Genomic DNA, 22,803 nt, shown 5'->3' with positions numbered 1-22,803 from the left:
GGGCCCGCCGGTTGCATGAGTGAGCAGCCACGGAACACCAGCCCATCCCGGAGATCTTCATGCGACGATTCGGTCTCATCCTGGCGATCAGCGCGGCAAGCGGTTGCAGCGACTACCTCGGCCCGGACCGCGGCAACCCCGCCGACTACGCATTTGCCCAGCCCTACCTGTATTCCAGCTGCCATCGAACCGACGCCGTGCCGACTCTGCCGAACGGGCTTTCTCTCGGCCTCTTCGACGTGCTGCTGATTCGAAACGACGAGAGCGATGCGCACGGGGCTCCACGATCCGACGAGGTCCGCCGGATCGTCCAGGCAGGCGGCACCGTCGTGCACTCGTTCAACCTCCCGCTGGTACGCGCCATCCTTCCGGCAGCGGCCCTGCCCACGCTCCGCAACGTCGTGATTCACGGCGTGACCGAGCCGCATCAGCTGGACACCCGCGTCATCGTGGGGTTCCACACGACAATCGTCCCCGATGCTGTCACTGGGCGCGGCGGGACCATCCTGCAGGCGTACGCGTCATTCCCTGCGGTTCACGCCATTGTACCGGACGCGGCGATTGCCAGTTTGCGAAAGGACAACCGGGTACAGTATGTCGAGAGTGCGCTTGGCATTGGCTGTTTGGAAGCGACCGCACACCAGACGCCCTGAAGGCCCAGCTACGGAATCGGATCACGCCTGCCCGGCATCGAAGCCGTATAGGGGTGGTCTCGATGGTGAGGATCACGCACGCAACCACGGATTAGATTGCTGCCCTGGGTTCGAGAGCCCGATCGCAAATCCGCGCGATGGGAAATCCTGCCGAGGGGGAGAACGCCGCTGATCGAGGACGAATGGCTTTGGGGCTGGGACCCGACACCCGGCATCGTCTCGGTCTGGGCGCAATCGGATGGCCGGGCAACGGTCTGGCGGCGGATCCCCGAGACCGGAGCACTGGTTCGCGAAGAGGCCAGGTTCCGACCCTGGCTCCTGCTCGATCGGCTCGACGACCTGCAGCATCTGGGCTCGGACCTGGGGCGGGAGGGCTCGTCGAGTCCGATAACCTGGCGCGAGCTGGACGGTCCTGGCGCGCTTCGCTACCTGGTCTCGGCGCCGACGGGCAACGCTCTCACCGCCGCACTCCTCAGCGGAGCCAGCGCCAGGCTCGGCCGTCCAGTCGGCCACCTGCGCAGTCTCGACCGAAACTCCTATCTCGCGCTGAGTCCGGAAGAGCAGTACCTGACGGCGACCGGGCGCACCTACTTTCGCGACCTCTCGTTCGACGCCCTGCATCGTCTCCAGCTCGACCTTGAGACGACCGGGCTCGACCCCAACCGGCATCGGATCTTCATGATTGCGGTGCGAGATCCGGCTGGCGTCACCCACATCCTCGAAGCCGAGGGTGATGACGACGCCGCCGAAGCCGATCTGCTCAGCCGTCTGGTAGGCACAGTCCAGGCGGCCGACCCCGATGTCATCGAGAACCACAACCTGTACGGCTTCGACCTCCCCTTTCTCGACCGCCGGGCACGGCGCCTGGGGGTGACCCTGGCCTTGGGGCGGATCGGTCGCGGCGGACTTCGACCTCGCGCCGCGCGACGAGGTGACCGCGGGGGCGACGGCCGCACGGTGCGCCTGATGGTACCCGGGCGGGAGTTGATCGACACCCTCGATGCTGTGCGCCGCCACGATTTTGCCACCCGCGACTTCCCGGGCCATGGCCTCAAGGCGGTAGCGCGGCATCTGGGCCTTGCCGAGCCGGATCGGGAGATGATTCCTGGTGCGGAGATCTATCGGGTCTTTCGAACCGATCCCGATCGGGTCCGCCGCTACGCGGGCTCTGATGTTGCCGAGGTTGCCGGCCTGGCCCGGATGCTTGGCGGAGCAGCGTTTGCGCTGGCCCGAATGGCACCGAGGCGTTACGAGAGATTGGCAGACGCCGGCGCAGCAACCGGCGTCATCGATCCGCTCCTGGTTCGGGCCTACCTGCGGTCGGGAACAGCGCTGCCGGCCCACCAGCCCGGCGACGGCACCCCGCACAGCGGAGCGGCGCTCCATCTCTTTGCCACCGGCGTCGCGCACCGGGTCGTCAAGGCCGACGTCGCCAGCCTCTATCCGTCGCTAATGCGCGCCTATCGGATTGGGCCGAGCCGCGATCACCTCGGCGTGCTGGTCGCGCTGGTCGATCGCCTGGTTCCGCACCGTCTCGCGGCCAAAGCAGCTGCGCGGGCAGCGGAACCCGGCTCTGCGGAGCGACACACCCATGAGGCCGTGTCCGCCGCCATGAAGCTGGTGGTCAACACTGCCTATGGCTACCTCGCCGCGGGCGGAGAGCTGACTCGATTTGCCGATGTCCACGCTGCCAACGAAGTCACCCGCCGGGGGCGGGACACCTTGGCGCTGATGTGTCGAGAGCTGGCGGATCGTGGCGTGACGCTGCTCGAAGCGGACACGGACGGAGTCTACTTTGCCGTTCCCGAGAGCTGGACCGAGGCCGACGAGCGCCGCGTCGTGGCCGAGGTCGCCGAGTTGCTGCCGGCGCTGGTGCAGTTGGAGTTCGACGGTCGCTACGCCGCCATGCTCTCGCATGAGCCGAAGAACTATGCCTTGCTCGAGCACACCGGCCGGCTGACCCTGCGCGGTGTCGCCTTCCGATCGAGTCGCAACGAACCGTTTGCCGACACCTTCCTTCGGCAGGCGGTCGGCCGGCTGCTCGCGGGGGACATTCCAGGGGTTCGCCGGGCCTACCTCGATGCCGTGAGCGCCCTGCGTCGGCGCGAACTGCCTGTCAGCCAGGTTGCCTCGCTGGTTCGGCTCACCAAATCGCCGGCCGAGTATGGGACCACCCGCGAAGGGCGGAAGGAAGTCGCCTACGAGGCGATGCTGACCAACGGTCGCTCCGCCTGGCGGCGAGGCGAAAGGGTTCGGATCTATCGGGTTCGCCAGGGCGGGGGTCGGATTGCCCCCGATCAGGGCGGCGGCACGGACCCGCCCGAACAACGGGACTACGACGTCGACCACTACCTCCGGCTGTTGCGTGAGCAGTACGCGGCCCGACTGGCCCGGGCGCTGTCGCCGGAGGATTTCGCGGCCGTCTTTGCCGATCCAGAGCAGCCATCGCTCTTTGCGCCGAGCCTGGAGACGATCCGCCCGATCCTGACCACGCTGCCGTCGCCTCGTTTCGGCTGACCCCGCCCGCCCGGCCTGCCGTGGCCCGGGCCGGGCCTTACGATGTATTCTACGGGGCTAACCTGCGGGCGACCCCAGGGGTCAGTCCGCCCGAAATGCAGGAGACCGCATGGCCTCATTTTCATCACCTCATATACCTGCTCTGGCGCTGATCGGGCTGTTGACCGCGGGCTGCAGCAGCGGTCAGCCGATCCGGGCCGTTCCGACGCCGGCACACGGGGCGCACGCCGGCGATGACCGCCATATTGCCCAGGCCCGTGCCGACAGCATTCAACGCCCGTACACGGAGGCTGACATTCACTTTATGTCGGCCATGATCGGGCATCACGCGCAGGCCCTGTACATCGCTCATTGGGCCCCCACCCATCAGGCCAGTCCCGGGATTCAACGCCTGGCCGAGCGGATCATCAACGCCCAGCGGGATGAGATTGCCTTGATGCAGCGCTGGCTGGCCGACCGCCATCAGCCGGTACCGCGGGTCGACAGGAAGGGTATCCCGGAGCATAGCGACCACGCTGCCCACCATGGCGAGATGCCGGGCATGCTCAGCGAGGAGCAGCTCGACCGCCTGAACCGCGCCCGCGGCACCGAGTTCGACCGTCTCTTTCTCAAACTCATGATCCAGCATCATCGCGGGGCCGTCTCGATGGTCGAGGACCTGTTCGCCACTGACGGAGCCGGGCAGGACGAAACCGTGTTCCGCCTCGCGGCCGACATCAATGTCGACCAGGTGACCGAAATCGCCCGAATGGAAAAGATGCTCGTCGCTCTGGTTATCGAAGGAAAGACGCCATGATCCTGTGGCGTCCGTTACCTGCTCTCCCCACCGAGGAACCTGTCATGCTAGCTGTGCATCGTGTTCATCGCCCCGGCCTGGCGCTGTCGCTGGCCGTTGGGCTCTTCTCGCTCGGGTGTTCCTCCTACAGCTCCTCCAGCTATGGGGGCAGCACACCAGCACCGGCCACCCTTTCGACGGCCAAGCCGACTCCCGATCCCCGAGTCGGGTTGCGCGCGGGGCTGACCGACGCGGGCGAGGCAATCTGGAATCTCCGGCTGCTCTCCAACACCATGTCGCCGGAGCGGTTCGCAGGAAGCACCAACTCAGATCTCGCCTTCACCGGCAAGTATGCCATCCAGGGCAATTATAACGGCTGGCAGATCTGGGATCTTTCCACTCCCAAGAAGCCTGGCCTGGTGTCGGCCATCTACTGCCCGGCCTCGCAGAGCGACGTTTCGATCTACAAGAACTTGCTCTTTGTGTCGGGTGAAGGCTACACCGGGCGTCTCGACTGCAGCGACGAGGGTGTCCGGGAAGCCGTCAGTCATGATCGGCTGCGCGGCATTCGGGTCTTCGACATCAGCGACATCAAGAATCCGAAGAACGTTGCAAACGTGCAAACCTGCCGCGGCTCGCACACCCACACGGTGCTGGCTCACCCCAGCGATCCGAACAACGTCTATGTCTACGTCTCCGGCTCGGCACCGGTTCGCCCGGCTGCAGAGCTGCCTGGTTGCAGCGATGCGATGCCGGACACGGACGCCAACACGGCACTCTTCCGGATCGAGGTCATCAAGGTACCTCTCGCCGATCCGTCCAAGGCAGCCATCGTGAGCTCCCCCCGGATTTTCGAGGGACTCGATGCACCGCCGCGCCACGCCGCGATTCCGGGCGAACTCGCGGCCGCGCGAGCGCGGGGGCAGTTCATCGCCAACGTGATGGGTCAGGACATGCCGCTGCCGGTCCAGATGACGAGCCCGATGCTCGACAGCATCGTCCGGGCGCGGAACGGCTCAGGCACCCCGACCGCTGCGGACAGCGCCGCCCTGAATGCGGCATTGCCGGGCATCATTGCCCGCTTGCTGGGCAACGCGCCACCCCGGCGCGAAACGGGCCCGACCCAGTGCCACGACATTACCGTGTATCCCGAAATCGGCCTGGCCGGAGGCGCTTGCGAAGGATACGGGATGCTGCTCGACATCAGCGACCCGGTCAATCCGCGCCGCATCAGTTTCGTGGCCGACTCGAACTTTGCCTACTGGCACTCGGCGACGTTCAGCAACGATGGCCGCAAGATCATGTTCACCGATGAATGGGGCGGCGGCGGCGCGCCGAAATGCCGGGCCATCGACAAGCCCGAGTGGGGCGCCAACGCCATCTTCACGATCGAGAACGGGCAGATGAAGTTCCAGAGTTACTTCAAGTTGCCCGCTGAGCAGACCGAAGAGGAGAATTGCGTCGCCCACAACGGCTCGCTGATCCCGATTCCCGGCCGAGATGTGATGGTGCAGGGCTGGTATCAGGGCGGCATTCTGGTCTTTGACTGGACCGACCCGAAGAATCCGATCGAGATCGCCTATCACGATCGCGGACCGGTCGACCCCACTCGGATGGTCATGGGCGGGTCCTGGTCGGTCTACTGGTACAATGGTCTGATCGTCAACTCGGAAATCGCCCGCGGGCTCGACATCTTCGAACTGGTGCCGAGCGGGTTCCTGTCGCAGAACGAGATCGACGCCGCCAATACGGTCAAGCTCGACTACTTGAATCCGCAGAGTCAGCCCAAGTTCGTCTGGCCGCCGAGCTTTGCGCTCGCGCGGGCGTATGTCGACCAGCTGGAGCGGTCGCGCGGCCTGTCGGCTGACCGGATCGCGGCTGTCCGCCAGACGCTGAGCACTGCCGAACGGGGCTCGAGCTCGGCCCGGCGCGACGGCCTCAACGCCCTTGCCTCGCAGCTCGACGGCGAGGCAGGCGGCTCACGCGATGCCGCCAAGGTCCGCCTCCTCTCACAGGCGGTGAAGGACCTCGCCGCAGCGCGGTCCTGATGCGCCGCGGCTTCCGGCGATCGTTCGCGGCTACCGCGACGGTCGCCGGGGCCATCCTGATCCTCGGGATGGCCCCCCTCAGCGCCCAAGCCCAGGCCAGCAACCACCCCGACGTTCTCGCCGCACAACGCCTGTTCTCTGCCTGGATGGAGGGTCAGGTCGTTTCCCGAGGCCTGCCAGGCATTGTGGTCGGTGTCATTGCCGACCAGGAGCTGGTCTGGACTGCCGGATTTGGGCATGCCGACATCGCCGCGAAGCGGCCGATGACGCGCAGCACCAAGTTCAGGATGGCCTCACACAGCAAGCTGTTCGCCGCGACGGCCATCATGCAGCTGCGCGAGCAGGGGAAGCTGCAGCTCGACGATCCGGTGGTGAAGTACCTGCCCTGGTTCAAGGTCAAACCGGCCGAGCCGGATGACCCCCCAATCACGATCGAAGAGTTGCTGACCCACAGCTCCGGTCTGCCGCGCGAAGCCGGTGATCACTGGACCACGTTCGAGTTTCCCACGATCGATCAGGTTCGTGCCCTGATCGGCGACCGGCAGGCTGCGTTTCCGCCGGAGACCCGCTGGAAGTATTCCAACCTGGCGTATGCGGTGGCGGGATACGTCGTCGAGGCCATTACCGGCGAGAGCTGGTCCGACTACATCCAGCGTAACGTGTTCGACCCGTTAGGCATGACCGCGTCCAGCGTCGACCAGAACGTGGCCGGCCTGGCCACCGGCTACGGCCCGCGCCTGCCCGACGGCTCCCGCGTGACGACGCCGTTCGTCGATTCGCGAGGCATGCCCGCAGCAACCGGTATCACCTCGACCGTCGACGACATGGCACGCTTCGTCTCGGCGCAGTTCCGTCGCGGGTCGCGCGGGGGCGATCGAATTCTCAGCACGGCGTCGCTCCGGGAAATGCACCGGGTCCGCATGCTCGAAACCAACTGGACCTCGGGCACCGGCGTCGGATTTGCTGTCAACCGGATCGGTGACAAGGTCTACGTCGGGCACGGCGGCGGCTACCCGGGGTACACCACGCAGACGCTGATCCAACTGGACTCCAAGGTCGGTGTCGTGGTGCTTACCAACACCAATGACTCCAATCCCAGCGACATCGCGCGTCAGCTGATGCGCACCGTCGGCGAGGCGGTTGCCAAGGCCACGGCGCCTCCGCCCCGTAAGTTTGCCTGGGACCCCTCATGGTCACGGTTCGTGGGTCTGTATCAGAATCGCGGCAGCGTGTCCCAGGTCGTCCAGCTCAACGATCGCCTCGTCATCATCAATCCGTACGGGCCGAACGTCGACAATCCTACCGAGCTCGAACCCATCGGCAACGATCAGTTCCGCTTCGTGGCCCCGACCGGCGGCGGGCCTGTTGGCGAGGTGGTGCGTTTCGTCGAGGAGGGTGGCCGCGTCGTCCGGATGATCACCGGAGATTCGTTCGTTACCCGCGTACACTGACGCCCCTGAGAACCTTCTGATGTGACGAAGCCGGGCATCGCTGCCCGGCTTCGGACGCGGCCACGACAGATCCTGCAGCAAGCGGGGCAGCAGCAACAGCGGGCCCCGGGGGATGCGCACTCGGCTCGGCCAGACTAGTATGGTAGAGTCACAGCACCGCAGCCCGCGACGGCGTTCCATGAACGCGGTTTCGAACCGGAGGCCGGATGCGAGACTCCAGTCACAATCGCGGTCAGACCCCCCTGCTCGTCGTCGTTGCGCTCGTCGGCGTCGGCCTTGGCGTGGGAATGTTCACCTTCTCCTATGGAAAAGGGGCATCCTACCTGACCAACGATCCTGCGGCATGCGCCAATTGCCATATCATGGAACCTCAGTACTCTGCCTGGCTGACCGGCAGCCATCGCAAGGCGGCGACTTGCAACGATTGCCACACGCCTGACGGGACCATCGCGAAGTACGTCACCAAAGCAAGCAACGGATTCTGGCACTCGACCGCTTTCACGTCGGGCATTTTTCACGAGCCGATCCAGATCAAGGCCACGAATCGCGCCATCGCCGAGCAGCGTTGTCGCGATTGCCACGCTCCGATGGTGCACGCCATCCTGGCGAACAACGACGGTTCCGTCAGCTGCCTTGCCTGTCATCCATCGGTCGGACACCGACGATAGTGTCACGCTCACTCCGGAGGAGAATCGATGACTGAGCGCCCTGGCCGCCCTCGCCGCCTGCTCCTGCTGGGACTCGCTGCCGCTCTGACAACCGTGGCCGTCCTTGCCTTGCTCGTCAACATCTTCGAGCGAAAGCAGGAAGCTCGCGCCCCGTTCTTTCAGGTCGTGGAGATAACCGACACGACTGAGGCACCCGAAGTCTGGGGACGCAACTTTCCCCATCAGTACGACACCTATCGGCGGACCGTCGACCAGGAGCGGACCCGCTTTGGTGGCAGCGAAGCGATGCCGCGCACGCCAACTGCTGCAGATCCCCGAAGTATCGTGGCCCAATCACGCCTCGAGGAGGACCCCCGACTGCGCACTATGTGGGCCGGCTATGCCTTTGCGCGCGACTTCCGCGAGGAGCGTGGGCACGCCTACATGCTGGAAGATCAGACCTTCACCGAGCGTCAAGCGGTCGGCCAGCCTGGCACGTGCATGCACTGTCATGCCTCGGTCTACGTGCCATATATGCGCCTCGGCGAGGGAGACCTGACCCGCGGCTTTGAGTTGATGAACCAGATGCCGTACGCTGAGGCGCGCACCAAGGTGACCCATCCGGTGGCCTGTATCGACTGCCATACTCCGGGAACCATGGAGCTGCGGATCACGCGCCCGGGATTCATCGAGGGCATGCGGGCGTACAAAGCCTCGCAGGGCGTCGCCAACTACGACGTGAACCGTGATGCGACCCGCCAGGAAAAGCGCGCCTTCGTCTGTGGTCAGTGCCATGTCGAGTACTACTTCAAAGGCTCAGAGAAGCGGCTCGTCTATCCTTGGTCCAAGGGACTCAAGGTCGACCAGATCTATGCCTACTACGACAGCGTTGCATTTCGCGACTGGGTTCACGCAGAGACCGGCGCCGAGGTCCTCAAGGCGCAGCACCCGGAGTTCGAGATGTGGAACCAGGGCGTGCACGCCCGATCCGGCGTAACCTGTGCCGACTGCCATATGCCCTACCAGCGGGTTGGCGCACTCAAGGTGACCGATCACCACATTCGAAGCCCGCTGCTCAATGTCAGCAATGCCTGTCAGACCTGCCATCCGGTCGCTGCGGATGAACTGAAAGCACGCGCCGAGTTGATTCAGGAGAACACCTACCGCCTGAGAGATCAGGCCATGGACGCACTGGTCGGCCTGATCGCGGACCTCTCCGCCGCCAGGAGCGCGGGGCGACCGGACGCCGAACTGGCGACCGCGCGAAGTCTCCAGCGCCGGGCCCAGTTCTATCTCGACTTCATCGAGGCGGAGAACTCGATGGGCTTCCACGCGCCTCAGGAAGCCGCACGCATTCTCGGCGAGGCCATCGACTACGCGCGCCAGGGTCAGATCGCCGTCCGCGATCGAGGTTTTCACCCGCGGCTTCCTCCCGTACCTGCGGCCCGCTGAGTCCTGCCCCGCCCCTGGCCCACGGCCGGAGGCGGGGCGATCTTTCGTCCTCCGCTCGAGCATCTGTCCCCTATCGCGCCAAGCGCACCGCTGCCATGTCCGCACGTTTCAACTACGCAGGTCTTGTCCTCGTCGGCATGCTCGCTGCCTGCGGAACCGGCTCACCAGAGCATCCCGACCTCGAACGCTGGGAAGCACGAGCCAGCAACGTCACCATCATTCGTGACGACTGGGGCATTCCGCACATCTCAGCCAAGACCGATGCCGATGTTGTGTTCGGCCTGATGTATGCCCAGGCGGAAGACGATTTCAATCGGATCGAGACGAACTACCTGAACGCCATGGGCAGGCTGGCAGAGGCGGAGGGCGAAGGGGAGATCTACCGCGACCTGCGGATGAAGCTGTTCATCGACCCGGACAGCCTGCGCGCCAAGTATGCCGCGAGCCCCGAGTGGCTCCGGTCCCTGATGGACGCCTTTGCCGACGGCCTCAACTACTACCTCCACACGCATCCGGAGGTGAAGCCGCGGGTCATTGCGCGATTCGAGCCGTGGATGGCGCTGAGCTTCAGCGAAGGAAGCATCGGAGGCGACATCGAGCGCGTTTCACTCCGGGAGCTCGAGGCCTTTTACGGTGGTCAGCCGGCACAGGTCGCAGCTGCACATCGAACGATTGCCCCGCCGGACAACGAGCCACGCGGCTCCAACGGCATCGCGATCGCCCCCAAGAACTCGGCCTCGGGTCGATCGATGCTTCTAATCAATCCCCATACGTCGTTCTTTTTCCGGGCTGAAGTCCATGTCACCAGCGAGGAGGGACTCAACGCTTATGGAGCGGTCACGTGGGGTCAGTTTTTCGTCTACCAGGGCTTCAACGACCGGGCCGGGTGGATGCATACGTCGAGCGGCGTCGACAACATCGACGAGTATCTCCTGACCACCACCTCGACGGCGGATGGGCACACCTACCGGTTCGGCAACGAAGAGCGGCCCGTGACGAGTCGAACCATCAAGGTCCCGTACAAGACAAGCACCGGGATGGCCGAGCGCAGCTTCACGGTCCACCGAACCCACCACGGCCCGGTGGTCCGCGCCCAGGACGGGAAATGGGTTGCCGTGCGTCTGATGGAAGAGCCGGTCAAGGCACTCAGTCAGTCGTACGGTCGAACCAAGGCGAGGAATCTGCAGCAGTTCCGTCAGACGATGGAACTGCACACCAACTCGTCCAACAACACCGTCTATGCAGACGCCGACGGCAACATCGCGTACTTTCACGCCAACTTCGTCCCCCGACGCGACACCAGATTCGACTGGTCGCGTCCGGTAGACGGCAGCAACCCGGCCACGGAATGGCAGGGCATCCACAGCATCGACGAATCGCCCAACGTATTCAATCCGTCGATCGGTTGGGTCTACAACACCAACAACTGGCCCTACTCCGCCGCCGGCCCGGACAGCCCCAGGCGCGACCGGTTCCCGGCCTACATGGAGACCTACCCCGAGAATCCTCGCGGAATCAACGCGATCCGTCAGCTGACGGGACGGCGCAACGTCACGCTCGATACGCTCATTGCCATCGCGTACAACCGGTCGATGCCGGCCTTCGACGATCTCATTCCGGCGCTGCTCAGCGCCGCCGACGGAACCCCGGCCTCGGACCCGCTCAAGACGCGTTTGGCAGAACAGCTCGACTCGCTGCGCCGTTGGGACCGCCAGTGGGGCGTGGCGTCGGTTCCGACGTCACTCGCCGTCTTCTGGGGTGAAGAGCTGTGGCAGCGGGTTATCAACGCGACTGATCGGGGCAACCTGTCGGTCTACGAGTACATGGCCGGTCGTACCAGCCCAGCAGCACGCCTGGAGGCACTGGCCGCCGCTTCCGACAAGCTCGCCGCCGACTTCGGAACCTGGAAAACACCTTGGGGCGAGATCAACCGCTTCCAGCGGATCACCGGCGACATCGTCCACCCCTTCGACGACGCCAGTCCGAGCATCCCGGTTGGGTTCACCTCGGGCCGCTGGGGCTCATTGGCCGTCTTTGGTGCACGGGCCTATCCTGGCACCAAGAAATGGTATGGTACCAGCGGCAATAGCTTCGTAGCCGCGGTGGAGTTCGGCGACAGCGTCCGGGCCCGCGCCATCACAGCCGGGGGTCAGAGCGGTCACCCGAGTTCACCGCACTTTGGCGATCAGGCCGAGCGGTACAGTACCGGGACGTTGAGGGAGGTCTACTTCTACCCTGACCAGCTCGTCGGGCGCACCAAGCGAACTTACCGCCCGGGTAAATAGCATCACGAAGTCAGCTGCGCTCGGGACCAATGGGTCCCGGACGCAGCTGCCGTCAGGGGGCAGCCCTCGGCCGAACCAGGAACACCGGGCGCTCAGCCCCCCGGATGACCTTGTCGGCCACCCGCCCCAGTAGTGGCGCCACCATCCCGCTGCCGGCATGCGTCGTCATGGCGACGAAATCGTACCCGCCTACTTCGATCTGCTGCAGAATCGTGGGCGCTGCACCGAGGCCGACCACCACCCGGGTCGCGACCTGAATGCCGTGAGCACGAAGCTCGTGGGCTAGGCCATCGAGGTATCGCTGTGCCTTACGATACTCCCCGCCCAGCTGCGAATCACGAGGGGGCACCGACTCCCCGGACGCCATTCCCAGGGCACCAGGCTCAGGCTCGAGTACGTGCATCAGAGTCAGGTGAGACTGGTGCAGGGCCGCAAATTCGGCCACCGGTCCGAGCACAGCCTCGGCTGCCTCTGTGCGGTCCATCAGCACGAGCCCGCGCCGGAACGAGCAATCTGCCGCGACATTGGCAGATCCGGGCAGCAGAAGCACCGGTTGTGTCGCGTGCCTGACGACATAGTCCGCCACACTGCCCAGCCAGAGCCGACTCAGGACCCCCCGGCCATGCGTCGACATGACCAGCAGATCAGGGCGTGCCAGGTCCATCTCGGCGATCAGGGCAGGTCCGGGCGATCCCTCGATCAGGCGAAATCCGACCGGAATGCCACCCGTATGCGCGTTGGCGAGCGCAATTTCTGCCAGGTAGGTCTTCTCCAAAACCCGGATGCCCTGGCCATCCCGGTCGTCGGACTCGCCAACACCAGCCGCCGTTGGGACGCCAGCCATCTCGTGCGCCATAACGATCGTCAGGGAAGCCCGCGCGGTTCGCGCCAGCTGCCGTGCCACTGGAACCGCCGTCTCACTGAAACGAGACCCGTCGACCGACACCATCACCGATTGGATTGACATGAGCTCCTCCGCCTCGTTCAGCCCGATACAGCAATACTGGGGTCGGACCCGTGAGCCGATCCTGAGCCTGGTATGATGGAACGTTCATGAAGGGCGGCCCAGAGCCGTGGCCGGCCTGTTACTGTTCAGGAACACAGCCGACACGTTCGAGGACCGCATGCCGATCCGAGCCATCAACCCTGCGACTGGCGAAACCGTCGCTGATTACAGCACGATGTCCCCAGCCGATACGTTTGCCGCCGTTACCGAGGCCCACGAGGCATGGCCACGGTGGCGGACGACGACTTTTGGGGACCGGGCCCGCCTGTTCCGATCGATGGCAGAGCACCTGCGTCAGCGGAAGGACGAACTCGCCCGGCTCATGGCCGTCGAGATGGGCAAGCCGCTGGCCCAGGGCCGGGCCGAAGTCGACAAGTGCGCCTGGGTGTCTGAGTACTACGCCGACCATGCCGAAACTCACCTGGCCCACGACGTCATCCCAACCGACGCGACCCGATCGTACGTAGCGTTCGAGCCGCTCGGCGTGGTCCTCGCCGTGATGCCGTGGAACTTCCCGCTCTGGCAGGTGTATCGGTTTGCGGCACCGGCCCTGATGGCAGGCAATGTGGGCGTACTCAAGCATGCGTCGAATGTGCCTGGGTGCGCGCTCGTCATCGAAGAGCTCTTTCAGCAGGCCGGGTTTCCACACGGCGTCTTTCGCACGCTGCTCGTCGGCAGCGATCAGGTTCGGGCGATCATCGAGCATCCGCTGGTTCGGGCTGTGACGCTGACCGGCAGTACGCCAGCCGGCAAGGCGGTTGCCGCGCAAGCCGGCGCAGTGCTCAAGAAGACGGTGCTCGAACTCGGCGGCTCGGATCCCTACCTGATCCTGGAGGACGCCGATGTCGACCAGGCAGCGGCGGTCTGCGTCGCCGCCCGGCTCGTCAACAGCGGCCAAAGCTGCGTGGCGGCCAAGCGATTCATCGCCGTCGATGCGGTGCGCGACGCCTTCACCGAGCGCTTCATTGCCTTGATGCGCACCAAGAAAACCGGTGACCCGCTCGACCCCGACACCGATGTCGGGCCGCAGGCTCGCCACGACCTCCGAGACGAGTTGCACGGACAGGTCGTCGCCTCGGTCGCCAAGGGGGCCGCGCTCCGCCTGGGAGGCAGCATCCCCGAGGGCCCCGGCGCATTCTACCCGCCGACCGTGCTGACGAATGTGACTGCGGGAATGCCCGCGCACGATGAAGAGCTGTTTGGTCCGGTCGCCGCCATCATCGCCGCGCGCGACGAAGCGGATGCGATTCGTATCGCCAACGGCACCATCTTCGGACTGGGCGCCGCGGTGTTCTCTCGCGACCTGGAGCGCGGCGAGCGGGTCGCGCGCCAGCTCGAAGCGGGGTGTACCTTCGTCAACAGCCAGGTCGCCTCAGACCCGCGGCTGCCCTTTGGCGGCATCAAGGAATCAGGCTATGGACGCGAGCTCGGCGTCTACGGGATCCGTGAGTTCGTCAACACCAAGACGGTCGTCATCCGCCCCTAGAACGGATGACGCCGTCGGGAGCGGTCAGCCACAGCTGTCAGAACGCTCTGCAGGCCCGGCCAGGCCGAGCTTGGCGAGGATCAACTCGGCGGGGCACCACCGGGTAAAGGCCGACTGAATCAGATTGACGCCGACAAACGCGGTCAAGAGGTACCAGTAGGGGTGAACCCAGGTACCGAGGGCCAGCGAAATCAGCACGAACGTACCGGCAATCAGGCGAATACGATGATGGAGCGACATCAGGCAATCTCCGCATAGAGAAGAGGGATCAGCACCAAGGTCAGCAGCGTCGCCACGACGGCGCCAGCCATCAGCGCGAGGCCCAGTCCCTGAAAAATCGGATCGGTCACCATCACCGCGCCGCCAATGACAACAGCCGCCGCGGTGAGCACGATCGGTCTGGCACGGATAACACCGGCCTCGACCACCGCTTCGCGAACCGACAGACCGCGCGCCCGCTCGAGTTCCGCAAAGTCGACCAGCAGGATGGAGTTGCGAACGATGATCCCGGCCAGGGCGATCATCCCGATCATCGATGTCGCCGTGAAGAACGCGCCGGCGATCGCATGACCGGGGAGAATGCCGATCAGCGTGAGGGGAATCGGCGCCATGATGACGAGCGGGGTCCGGAACGACTGGAACCAGGCCACCACCAGGAAGTAGATCAGCAGCAGCACAGCCGCGAAGGCAATACCCAGGTCGCGGAAGACCTCGTAGGTTATCCGCCACTCGCCGTCCCAGTTGACCGTAGCGGTTTCCGTCGACGATGCCGGCCCGCTCCAGGTCGTCACAACCCCGGCCTGCTGGAGAACCGGATCGACCGCCAGCATCGCATACACCGGCGCCTCGATGGCACCCGCTACGTCCGCAGTAACGTATACGACCGGCTTCATATCCTTCCGGAATCTTGGTTCCTGCCGAGGCACCGTATCCACCGAGGCAACCGCAGCAACCGGCACGATTCCACCAGCCCGACTCTGCAAGGGAATTCCCAGGATTCCGTAAATTCCCGACCGCTCCGCTTGCGCCAGCCGCACCATGATCGGCACCGGCTCCGCTGCCCGGGCATCATGCAGCAATCCCGCTTGGATTCCACCCAGGCTGCGGACGGCCTGCGCAACGTCGGCACCAGCCAGCGCGGCGAACTCGGCAACATCGGGGCGTACTGCCACTCGAACCTCGTGTGCCCGGTCAGCCAGGGTCCAGTCCGTATCCACCACGCCGTCGGTTGCTTCGAGAGCCCGGCGCACCTCACTCGCCACCTGGCGCCGAGTGACATCATCGGGACCAAACACCTCGGCCGTAATCGTCGCGAGGACGGGCGGGCCCGGAGGTATCTCGGCAACCTTGGCCCGCGCACCGTATCGCGAGGCCACCTCGGTCACGGCGGGGCGCAGCCGAACCGCAATGTCGTGGCTCTGGGCATCCCGATCATGCTTCGGGGCCAGGTTGACCTGGAGGTCGGCGACTTCCGGACCCTGACGAAGGAAGTAGTGGCGCACCAGCCCGTTGAAGTTGAACGGCGCAGCAGTGCCGGCATAGACCTGGATGTCGCGAACATCCGGGTCCGACAGCAGCCTTTCGGCAATCTCGTGCGCAGCGCGAGCGCTGGTTTCCAGCGTAGTACCCTCCGGAAAGTCGAGAATGACCTGGAACTCGCTCTTGTTGTCGAAGGGCAGCATTTTGACGGTAACGGCCTTGATGCCGATAAGGCCGACTGACACCAGCAGCAGCACAACCACCCCGCCGTAGACCGCCCAGCGCTGCCCGCGATTGACCAGCAGGCGCTCGATCATCCGACGGTAGCCCCGCCCGACTCGACCCTCGGCAGACACCGCGACATCTTCAGCAGGTTCATGATGACGCACCAGCCGCAGCGCCAGGTACGGTGTCACGATGAACGCAACCGCCAGCGAGAACAGCATGGCCATCGAGGCGCCGACTGGAATCGGCCGCATATACGGACCCATCAATCCGGTCACGAACGCCATGGGCAGGATGGCCGCGATCACCGTGAATGTGGCCAGAATGGTGGGGTTGCCGACCTCGTCGACGCCCTCGACCGCCGCATCCTCGGGTGACTTGCCCTTCATCCCCAGGTGCCGCGCAATGTTCTCGACGACGACGATGGCATCATCGACCAGAATCCCGATCGCAAATACCAGAGCAAAGAGGGTGATCCGATTGAGCGTATATCCGAGCACGCGATAGACGAGCAGTGTCAACGCCAGCGTAACCGGCACCGCCACGAGCACCACCAGCGCCTCACGCCAGCCGAGCGCAAACCAGACCAGCAGCGCCACGCCGACGGTGGCGATGATGATATGGCTCAGCAGTTCGACGGCCTTCTCGTTCGCCGTCTCGCCATAGTTTCTGGTAACACTGGTCTCGAGATCCGCCGGAACGACCACGCCCCGGAGCGACTCGACCTTGGCGAGAACTACATTGGCAAGCGACGCCGCATTGGTCCCGGGTCGCTTGGCAATGGAGATGGTCACCGCGGGACTGGTCGGTACATTGCGCTCGAGGTGGCTCACATACCAGGCCGGCTCAGCCGGGCCATCCACAACCCGGGCAACATCCCCGAGACGAACTCCGCGGCCAGCCCGCACCGCCACCAGAACCGCAGCAACATCCTCCGCATTGCCCAGTTGACGACCGGCCCGGACCGGGAGACTCGCATTGTCGACCAGCACGTCGCCGGCGGACACCAGGACGTTCGCGCCAGCCAGCGCGCTAACCAGCCGATCGAGCGACAGGCCATGCGCCGTCAACCGCGCGGCATCGGGCTCGACCAGGAGAACCCGGGGCGCGCCGCCGATGACTTCGACTTCGGCGACATTCGGAATCCGCTGAATCTCGTTTCGCAGTTCCGCCGCCACCCGACGAAGCTGAAACTCGTCGTACCCACCGCCATGGAGCGTCAGCGTCAGGACCGGCACCTCGTCGATGGTGTGCAGCTTGAGCAGCGCGGGCGTGCCGGAAAGCTTCGCAAAGACCTTGACGATGCTCTCCTCCGGATCGTCGCCCACGGCAAAGCGGACGGTGATCATCCCGCCGTCGCTGGCCGCCGTGCTGTAGAGATGATCGACACCGCCAATTTCCCAAAGCCGCCGCTCGACCGGCTCGATCAGCCGACGCTCGACCTCCTCAGGCGAGGACCCGGGCGCCGAGAGAAAGACGTCGACCATCGGCACGCTGATCTGCGGCTCTTCTTCGCGCGGTGTCGTCAGCACACCGGCCAACCCGGCAACGAGCGAGGCCAGGATCAGCAGCGGCGTGAGTTTGCTCTTGAGAAACGCTTGGGCAACCCGCCCGGATATCCCGATCGTCATGTCGCACCACCGCTGCTCGCCGCGCTCCGTATCCGCATGCCGTCACGCACCCCTGCAGCGTCACGAACGACGACATCTCCTGCGGCCAGCCCGCTTACGACGGCAACCGCATCGCCCTGCGCTCGACCCAACCGGACCCAGCGAAGACGCGCCGTGGAGTCGGCCCCGACGAGATAGACACCCGTCAGCTCGCCGCGCGAGAGCACCGCGGACGACGGCACCGCAATCTGCCGGCTGATGCGCTGCGCTCCCGGCACTTCGACGATGGCCGTCAGTCCCGGGGTCAGCGGCGACTTGGAGGTGAGACGAACCTCGACCGTCCGGCTGACCGGATCGGCTGACGGAACTACCGCAGCTACCACGACGGGCACAGCCTGCCGATCCGCACCAACCAGCGCTGTGAGCGTTCCACCGACGACGAGCCCGCGCGCCAGCGCATCGGGCACCCCCGCGACGATCTCCCGCGTTCCCATATCCTCGACGATCAGCAAGGGTCGACCAGGCGTCGCCAACGCACCCGGATCGACGTTGCGCGCGACAACGACGCCGTCGAACGGCGCCGTGATCGAGGCGTAGCCCAGTTCGGCGGTCGCGGCGTCCGCCTGACCCTGGGCGGCGGCAAAGGCGGCCCGACTGGACTCGAGCTGCGCCAGCGGAACCGCACTATCGGCATAGAGCCGTTCCATCCGGCGCAGATTCGTGGTCGCGAGTTCGAGCCCGGCCGCCGCCTGCGACCCCGCCGCCGTCACCGCACCCCGCTCCACCGTGGCCAGGACCTGACCGCTACGCACTCGATCACCGGCCCGCACCCGGACCGTTTCCACTCGCGCCATGGCCCGCGTCGCAAGCTCAGCACGACGGGTCGCCCGAACGGTTCCCGCCGCATGGTATGTCTCGGTCGCCCCGGAGTCGCCTATTACGATCGTCGCGACCTCCGAGACCGGTCCCTCGGCCGTTGCCGCTGCGGGCTTCTCGGAACCACAGCCGGCACCGGCCAGCAGGATTGCCACTACCATCAGGTACTTCATGGATTTCCTCCCCTCGCAACGGCCACCTGAGCCTGGGCCAGACGTGCCTGATACAGCGCCTCGAGACGACTCTGCCGCTGAGCTGATTCGGCCGCCCGAATGGCAAGCAACTCGGACAGCGTCCCTGCGCCGCCTGCATAGCGAGTGGCGGCGACGCGAGCAGCCTGGGCGGCCTGATCCAGGGCACGCTCCGTCGCCTCGAGTGCCGCTGTCGCAGCCTCCAGTCGCGCCACCGCCGCCCGCACCTCGGCCTGCGCCGATCGCTCGGCGGCGGCCAGCTCCTCGCGAGCACGGTCGCGCCCGGCACGGGCTCGATCGATCTCGGCCGTTTCCCGCAACCCGCGAAACGGCGACCAGCGTACTACCACACCGGCAGTCCAGCGCATCGGACCCGTCAGGGCCGCCAGCTTGTCGTCATTGAAGGCCAGCGATCCAAAGGCGCCGGCCGTCGGAAGCAACTCGGCCCGGTTCCTGGCAAGATTGGCCTGCTGCGCATCGACGACGGCTCGCAGCGCCTCCAAATCGGCCCGCGGCGCCATTGCGGGCTCCAGCGTGGTGATCGCAAGCGAGTCCGTCAGCTCGACGGTCTGACCAGGGTCGTCGCCCATCAGCAGCAGGAGACGATCGACCGCCTCGAGCCGGCCGGCCTGCGCCATCGCCCGGGCTGCCTCCAGCTCGCTCAGCCGCGCGGTCGCCAGCTGCTCGTCGACGATCGTGACCATCCCCTCGCGACGGAATGTTCTGACCTGCCGCACGGTTTCGTTCATTGCGGCAAGGGCCGTGTCGAGTGATGCGACCCGGGACGACGCAAGCACCGCCCCGTAGTACGCTCCGAGGGCGTCGAGCGCCGCCAGCTGCTCGGCCCGCGTTTCGGCACTGCGCGCCGCGGCTACGCCGGCCTTTGCAGCGCGACGACCCATCCACCCGCTCGGCGCCAGCAGCGGTTGTTCAACCGTGACACCAAGGCTGACGTTTGAGATAGCATTTGGGTTGTTGAGCGCATCGAGCCCGAGGTCCGCTCCGGAGAAGATGCCCTGGCGCAGCTTGGCACCGAAGGCAGCGACGGGGTCGTCGCTCCGCATCAGCAGCCACTCGGCCCCAACCGACGGGAGATAGGCGGCGTTGGAACCGCGAGCATCCGCCTCTCGGGCACGGCGCTCCGCCCGAGGACCCGAAAGCTGCGGATGGGCGGTGCGGGCCCGCGCCATGGCCTCCGCCACGCCCAGGCGGATCGGTTCCTGCCCCCGAATGGACCCGGGCGCGCCGAGCAGCGCGACGGTCAGGATGACGTATCGCATTTGCGGATGCACTCGAGAATGTGGTGGACCTTGGGTTCGACCACCCGATACCAGACATGCTGCCCATCCTTGCGGGCGCTCACGACTTGGTATCGACGCAGCCGACTCAGGTGCTGGGAACAGATCGCCTGTTCGAGGTCGCAGATCTCGCAGATTTCCGAAACCGACCGCTCGGAGCCCTCGAGTGCCTCGACGATTTTGAGCCGCTCCGGATGACCGAGCAGCTTGATGATGGATGCCGCCCGTCTCAGCATCTCAGGGTCGATCGCCCGGACGAGGGGTGTGGCGTTGAGCATGACGCCTCCTTTACATAGCATATAGTATATATGCTATGCATATCTGTCAATCCTTACAGGTCCCATACGCCCCGCCCCATTGGCACGCCTGGCGCCCCGGTCCGGCAGCCGCAAGCTTGTAGGCCATGGCCAAGCCAGCCCGCCCGATCCGCCATGGTAGTCGCCCCGGTTTACTCGGGGTCGCGCTCCTGCTAGCGACACTCGGCCTGGCCGGCGTCCTGGGCCTTGAAGCCGCCCGGGCGGCACGCTCACATCGGGGCATCGTCGAGGGAACCCTGCGTCACTATGCCTCGATCGCGGCGTGGCAGTACGCCAGACAGGGCCGGATCTGGCTGAGCTGGGGAATGAACGAGGCCGCCGCAGCAATCGGCACGGCCTTGCCCGCGCCCGGTCGCCCCCTGCCCGGCCCGGATCTGCTCCGACGCGTCCTGGCCGAGAAGGAGTGCGACTGCATGTCGGCAGGCTTCGCGCGAACGACCTTCCGCGCAACGTTAGGCAGCACACCCGAACTCCTGACCGACGGCGACTCGCTTCCGGCCACGGTCGGTCGACAACTGATCGAGCTCTTTGCCGAGGATTCGGTCGCACGCCGGGGCCCGCGCTCGTGGCGGATCCTGGCTCCGGGCGCTCCGGACCTTACGCACCCGGACGATGTCGTCCTTGCCTGGGCGATTGCCGACCGGGGTGTTCCTTTGATCTACGGCATGGTCGTCGAAGCCGCCCAGATACGGCGGCCGCTCGAGGGCGCCCTCGGCGACGCCGAGTTCTTTCCCCCTGCGATGACCGGGGGCATCCGGGCCGACTCGCTGATGCGCATTCATGTCGAAGGCGCGAACGGCGCCTCGCTGCTCGGAACCGGATCGCCAGCGGCCGTGTACAGCGGGGTCGACACCCTCGGCTCCCTCTATGGTGGTTTAACAGTCACCGCTTCGATCGAACCCGAGGTCGCCTCGGTGCTCGTCGGGGGCGGGGTGCCCTCGGCGCGACTGCCGCAGATCGGCATTCTCTTGGCTCTGACCTTGGCGATTGGCGCTGCCGCACTGATTCTGCTCAGGCGCGAGCAGCAGTTGGCCCAGCTCCGGGATGACTTCGTATCGGGCGTATCGCACGAACTGCGGACACCACTGACTCAGGTACGAATGCTGAGCGAGTTGCTGCAAGGGGATGGCTTCCGCACCGAGCCGGAGCGAGCTCGCGCCATCGGCATCATTCACCGGGAAGCCCTTCGCCTCACCAACCTGGTCGACAACATCCTCCAGTTTGCTCGCCTGCGGCGACAGCCTGCTTCGCCTGAGGCCACTGCGGTCCCCATCACCGCGCTCCTCGAAGAAACTCGGGATGTTCTGGAGCCGCTGGCACAGGCCGGAACGACCTCGATCGTCCTCGATCCTTGCGAGCCACTCACCATCCGGGGCGATCGAGACAGTCTGGCCCGGATCGTCCGCAATCTGCTCGAGAACGCGATCAAGTACGGTCGGACGGGTCAGACGGTTCGCATCGCAGCGGCCGCGGTCGACCCGGGTGTCCGAATTACCATCGACGATCAGGGTCCGGGAGTGCCGGCCGAGGAACGGCTGCGCATCTGGCAGCCGTACTATCGCCTCGAGCGCCACCGCAACGCGGCCATCGGAGGCAGCGGGCTCGGCCTGTCCGTCGTCAACCAACTGGTCGAAGCGCTCGGGGGCCGAGCCTGGGTTGAGGACGCGCCGGGCGGCGGGGCCCGATTCGTGGTCGAACTGCCTGGCACCGGTGAGAGTCCGACATGAGCACGCTCCTCGTCATCGAAGACAACGAAGATCTCGCATTCGGCCTGGAAACGGCCTTCGAGAACGAGGGATTTGCCGTCGAGATCGCCGGCGACGGGTCGGCCGGTCTCGACCGGGTCCGGCGCGGCGGCGTCGACCTCGTCGTCCTCGACCTGATGCTTCCGAAGCTCGACGGCTACCGGGTACTTCGCTCGCTGCGAACCGACGATCCGGAGGTACCGGTGCTGGTGCTCACGGCGAAAGGCGAAGAAGCCAACAAGGTTCAGGCGTTCGCCTTGGGCGCCGACGACTACGTGACCAAACCCTTCGGCACCCTGGAGTTGATTGCCCGGGTGCGCGCACTGCTCCGTCGATCCGGTCGCCGCGAGGGCGCTCCGCCGCCGTCAGTCGAACGCTTCGGAGAGATCGAGGTCAACCCGGCATCACGCACGGTGTATCGAGAGGGCGGCGAAGTCGCCCTCACACCGCGCGAGTTCGACCTCCTGCTCGCCCTGGCGCGACGCAACGGCGCGGTGGCTTCGCGCGCAGACCTGCTGAAAGAGGTCTGGGAGTATCGAGCCGACATTCAGTCTCGAACTGTCGACATCCATGTCGCCGAGTTGCGACGGAAGCTCGAGGCCGATCCCGCCAACCCCCGCCATATCCTGACTGTCTGGAAGGTCGGCTATCGACTGGAACGCTGACCCCCCACAGGATCCTTACATTCTCCGAACCCCGCACCGACCCTTTGGCCCGCCCTCCTCGTCAGCTTGCGCTGGTC

General features: G+C 65.6%; 17 protein-coding genes. 11 read left to right on the top strand and 6 right to left on the bottom strand.

Translation table 11 applies throughout. From position 1 onward, the window contains the following. Positions 1 to 59: 59 nt before the first annotated feature. The 8 genes from KF785_06680 (at position 60) to KF785_06645 (ending at position 11,828) form a co-directional block, all read left to right on the top strand. Positions 60 to 653, top strand: a complete 594-nt coding sequence (locus KF785_06680; GenBank protein ID MBX3146441.1) for a hypothetical protein — start codon at positions 60 to 62, stop codon at positions 651 to 653. Between the two features lie 144 nt (positions 654 to 797). Continuing rightward, positions 798 to 3,170 carry a ribonuclease H-like domain-containing protein gene (locus KF785_06675; GenBank protein ID MBX3146440.1) on the top strand — a complete coding sequence of 791 codons (2,373 nt, stop codon included), beginning with the start codon at positions 798 to 800 and terminating at the stop codon, positions 3,168 to 3,170. Between the two features lie 109 nt (positions 3,171 to 3,279). Continuing rightward, on the top strand, positions 3,280 to 3,966 hold the full coding sequence (locus tag KF785_06670; GenBank protein ID MBX3146439.1) for a DUF305 domain-containing protein: 687 nt from the start codon (positions 3,280 to 3,282) through the stop codon (positions 3,964 to 3,966). 44 nt (positions 3,967 to 4,010) lie between these two features. After that, positions 4,011 to 5,993: a hypothetical protein gene (locus tag KF785_06665; GenBank protein MBX3146438.1), complete on the top strand. Its 1,983-nt coding sequence runs from the start codon at positions 4,011 to 4,013 to the stop codon at positions 5,991 to 5,993. After that, the gene (locus tag KF785_06660; GenBank protein MBX3146437.1) at positions 5,993 to 7,444 is read left to right on the top strand and encodes a beta-lactamase family protein; all 1,452 of its coding nucleotides are present in this window, start codon (positions 5,993 to 5,995) and stop codon (positions 7,442 to 7,444) included. The genes KF785_06665 and KF785_06660 overlap by 1 nt, the downstream gene beginning before the upstream one ends. Before the next feature lie 206 nt (positions 7,445 to 7,650). Beyond that, a complete protein-coding gene (nrfH, locus tag KF785_06655; protein MBX3146436.1) occupies positions 7,651 to 8,112 on the top strand; it encodes a cytochrome c nitrite reductase small subunit in 462 nt (153 codons plus the stop codon). A gap of 27 nt (positions 8,113 to 8,139) precedes the next feature. Further along, on the top strand, positions 8,140 to 9,543 hold the full coding sequence (locus KF785_06650; GenBank protein MBX3146435.1) for an ammonia-forming cytochrome c nitrite reductase subunit c552: 1,404 nt from the start codon (positions 8,140 to 8,142) through the stop codon (positions 9,541 to 9,543). 95 nt (positions 9,544 to 9,638) lie between these two features. Next, complete coding sequence (locus KF785_06645) at positions 9,639 to 11,828, top strand: acylase (protein MBX3146434.1); 2,190 nt, start codon at positions 9,639 to 9,641, stop codon at positions 11,826 to 11,828. A 52-nt stretch (positions 11,829 to 11,880) separates the two neighbouring features. On the opposite strand, the gene KF785_06640 is transcribed toward KF785_06645, so the two are convergent. Continuing rightward, a complete protein-coding gene (locus tag KF785_06640; protein ID MBX3146433.1) occupies positions 11,881 to 12,795 on the bottom strand; it encodes a universal stress protein in 915 nt (304 codons plus the stop codon). Positions 12,796 to 12,952: 157 nt separating this feature from the next. Between KF785_06640 and KF785_06635 the strand changes: the two genes are divergently transcribed. Next, positions 12,953 to 14,320: an NAD-dependent succinate-semialdehyde dehydrogenase gene (locus tag KF785_06635; GenBank protein MBX3146432.1), complete on the top strand. Its 1,368-nt coding sequence runs from the start codon at positions 12,953 to 12,955 to the stop codon at positions 14,318 to 14,320. A gap of 24 nt (positions 14,321 to 14,344) precedes the next feature. Here the strand turns inward: KF785_06635 and KF785_06630 are convergent, their stop codons facing one another. From KF785_06630 to KF785_06610, 5 genes are read right to left on the bottom strand one after another with little or no spacing between them, the layout of a single operon-like run. Then, entirely contained in the window at positions 14,345 to 14,560 is a 216-nt protein-coding gene (locus KF785_06630; GenBank protein MBX3146431.1) for a DUF2892 domain-containing protein, read from the bottom strand. Then, positions 14,560 to 17,655, bottom strand: a complete 3,096-nt coding sequence (locus KF785_06625) for an efflux RND transporter permease subunit (GenBank protein MBX3146430.1) — start codon at positions 17,653 to 17,655, stop codon at positions 14,560 to 14,562. Before KF785_06625 ends, KF785_06630 begins: the two co-directional genes overlap by 1 nt. Continuing rightward, on the bottom strand, positions 17,652 to 18,683 hold the full coding sequence (locus KF785_06620) for an efflux RND transporter periplasmic adaptor subunit (protein ID MBX3146429.1): 1,032 nt from the start codon (positions 18,681 to 18,683) through the stop codon (positions 17,652 to 17,654). The genes KF785_06625 and KF785_06620 overlap by 4 nt, the downstream gene beginning before the upstream one ends. Further along, positions 18,680 to 19,981, bottom strand: coding sequence for a TolC family protein (locus tag KF785_06615; protein ID MBX3146428.1), 1,302 nt, complete (start codon positions 19,979 to 19,981; stop codon positions 18,680 to 18,682). Before KF785_06615 ends, KF785_06620 begins: the two co-directional genes overlap by 4 nt. Then, positions 19,963 to 20,277, bottom strand: coding sequence for a winged helix-turn-helix transcriptional regulator (locus KF785_06610; protein ID MBX3146427.1), 315 nt, complete (start codon positions 20,275 to 20,277; stop codon positions 19,963 to 19,965). Before KF785_06610 ends, KF785_06615 begins: the two co-directional genes overlap by 19 nt. 125 nt (positions 20,278 to 20,402) lie before the next feature. Here KF785_06610 and KF785_06605 point away from each other — a divergent pair, with 125 nt between their 5' ends. Further along, positions 20,403 to 22,043: a HAMP domain-containing histidine kinase gene (locus tag KF785_06605; GenBank protein MBX3146426.1), complete on the top strand. Its 1,641-nt coding sequence runs from the start codon at positions 20,403 to 20,405 to the stop codon at positions 22,041 to 22,043. Next, positions 22,040 to 22,726 carry a response regulator transcription factor gene (locus KF785_06600; protein ID MBX3146425.1) on the top strand — a complete coding sequence of 229 codons (687 nt, stop codon included), beginning with the start codon at positions 22,040 to 22,042 and terminating at the stop codon, positions 22,724 to 22,726. The genes KF785_06605 and KF785_06600 overlap by 4 nt, the downstream gene beginning before the upstream one ends. Positions 22,727 to 22,803 lie beyond the last annotated feature (77 nt).

It is taken from the genome of Gemmatimonadales bacterium (assembly GCA_019637315.1).
Classification (GTDB): Bacteria; Gemmatimonadota; Gemmatimonadetes; order Gemmatimonadales; family GWC2-71-9; genus SHZU01.
The sequence above is the reverse complement of the archived record's forward strand: the minus strand, read 5'-3'. Positions and strand labels throughout refer to the sequence as shown.

Excerpts from the sequence above, each read along its gene's own strand:
- KF785_06680 (MBX3146441.1), top strand. The coding sequence starts at position 60 with ATGCGACGATTCGGTCTCATCCTGGCGATCAGCGCGGCAAGCGGTTGC.
- KF785_06625 (MBX3146430.1), bottom strand. The coding sequence starts at position 17,655 with ATGACGATCGGGATATCCGGGCGGGTTGCCCAAGCGTTTCTCAAGAGC.
- KF785_06660 (MBX3146437.1), top strand. The coding sequence starts at position 5,993 with ATGCGCCGCGGCTTCCGGCGATCGTTCGCGGCTACCGCGACGGTCGCC.
- KF785_06635 (MBX3146432.1), top strand. The coding sequence starts at position 12,953 with ATGCCGATCCGAGCCATCAACCCTGCGACTGGCGAAACCGTCGCTGAT.
- KF785_06645 (MBX3146434.1), top strand. The coding sequence starts at position 9,639 with ATGTCCGCACGTTTCAACTACGCAGGTCTTGTCCTCGTCGGCATGCTC.
- KF785_06610 (MBX3146427.1), bottom strand. The coding sequence starts at position 20,277 with ATGCTCAACGCCACACCCCTCGTCCGGGCGATCGACCCTGAGATGCTG.
- KF785_06650 (MBX3146435.1), top strand. The coding sequence starts at position 8,140 with ATGACTGAGCGCCCTGGCCGCCCTCGCCGCCTGCTCCTGCTGGGACTC.
- KF785_06600 (MBX3146425.1), top strand. The coding sequence starts at position 22,040 with ATGAGCACGCTCCTCGTCATCGAAGACAACGAAGATCTCGCATTCGGC.
- KF785_06665 (MBX3146438.1), top strand. The coding sequence starts at position 4,011 with ATGCTAGCTGTGCATCGTGTTCATCGCCCCGGCCTGGCGCTGTCGCTG.
- KF785_06640 (MBX3146433.1), bottom strand. The coding sequence starts at position 12,795 with ATGTCAATCCAATCGGTGATGGTGTCGGTCGACGGGTCTCGTTTCAGT.
- nrfH (MBX3146436.1), top strand. The coding sequence starts at position 7,651 with ATGCGAGACTCCAGTCACAATCGCGGTCAGACCCCCCTGCTCGTCGTC.
- KF785_06605 (MBX3146426.1), top strand. The coding sequence starts at position 20,403 with ATGGCCAAGCCAGCCCGCCCGATCCGCCATGGTAGTCGCCCCGGTTTA.
- KF785_06670 (MBX3146439.1), top strand. The coding sequence starts at position 3,280 with ATGGCCTCATTTTCATCACCTCATATACCTGCTCTGGCGCTGATCGGG.
- KF785_06630 (MBX3146431.1), bottom strand. The coding sequence starts at position 14,560 with ATGTCGCTCCATCATCGTATTCGCCTGATTGCCGGTACGTTCGTGCTG.
- KF785_06615 (MBX3146428.1), bottom strand. The coding sequence starts at position 19,981 with ATGCGATACGTCATCCTGACCGTCGCGCTGCTCGGCGCGCCCGGGTCC.
- KF785_06620 (MBX3146429.1), bottom strand. The coding sequence starts at position 18,683 with ATGAAGTACCTGATGGTAGTGGCAATCCTGCTGGCCGGTGCCGGCTGT.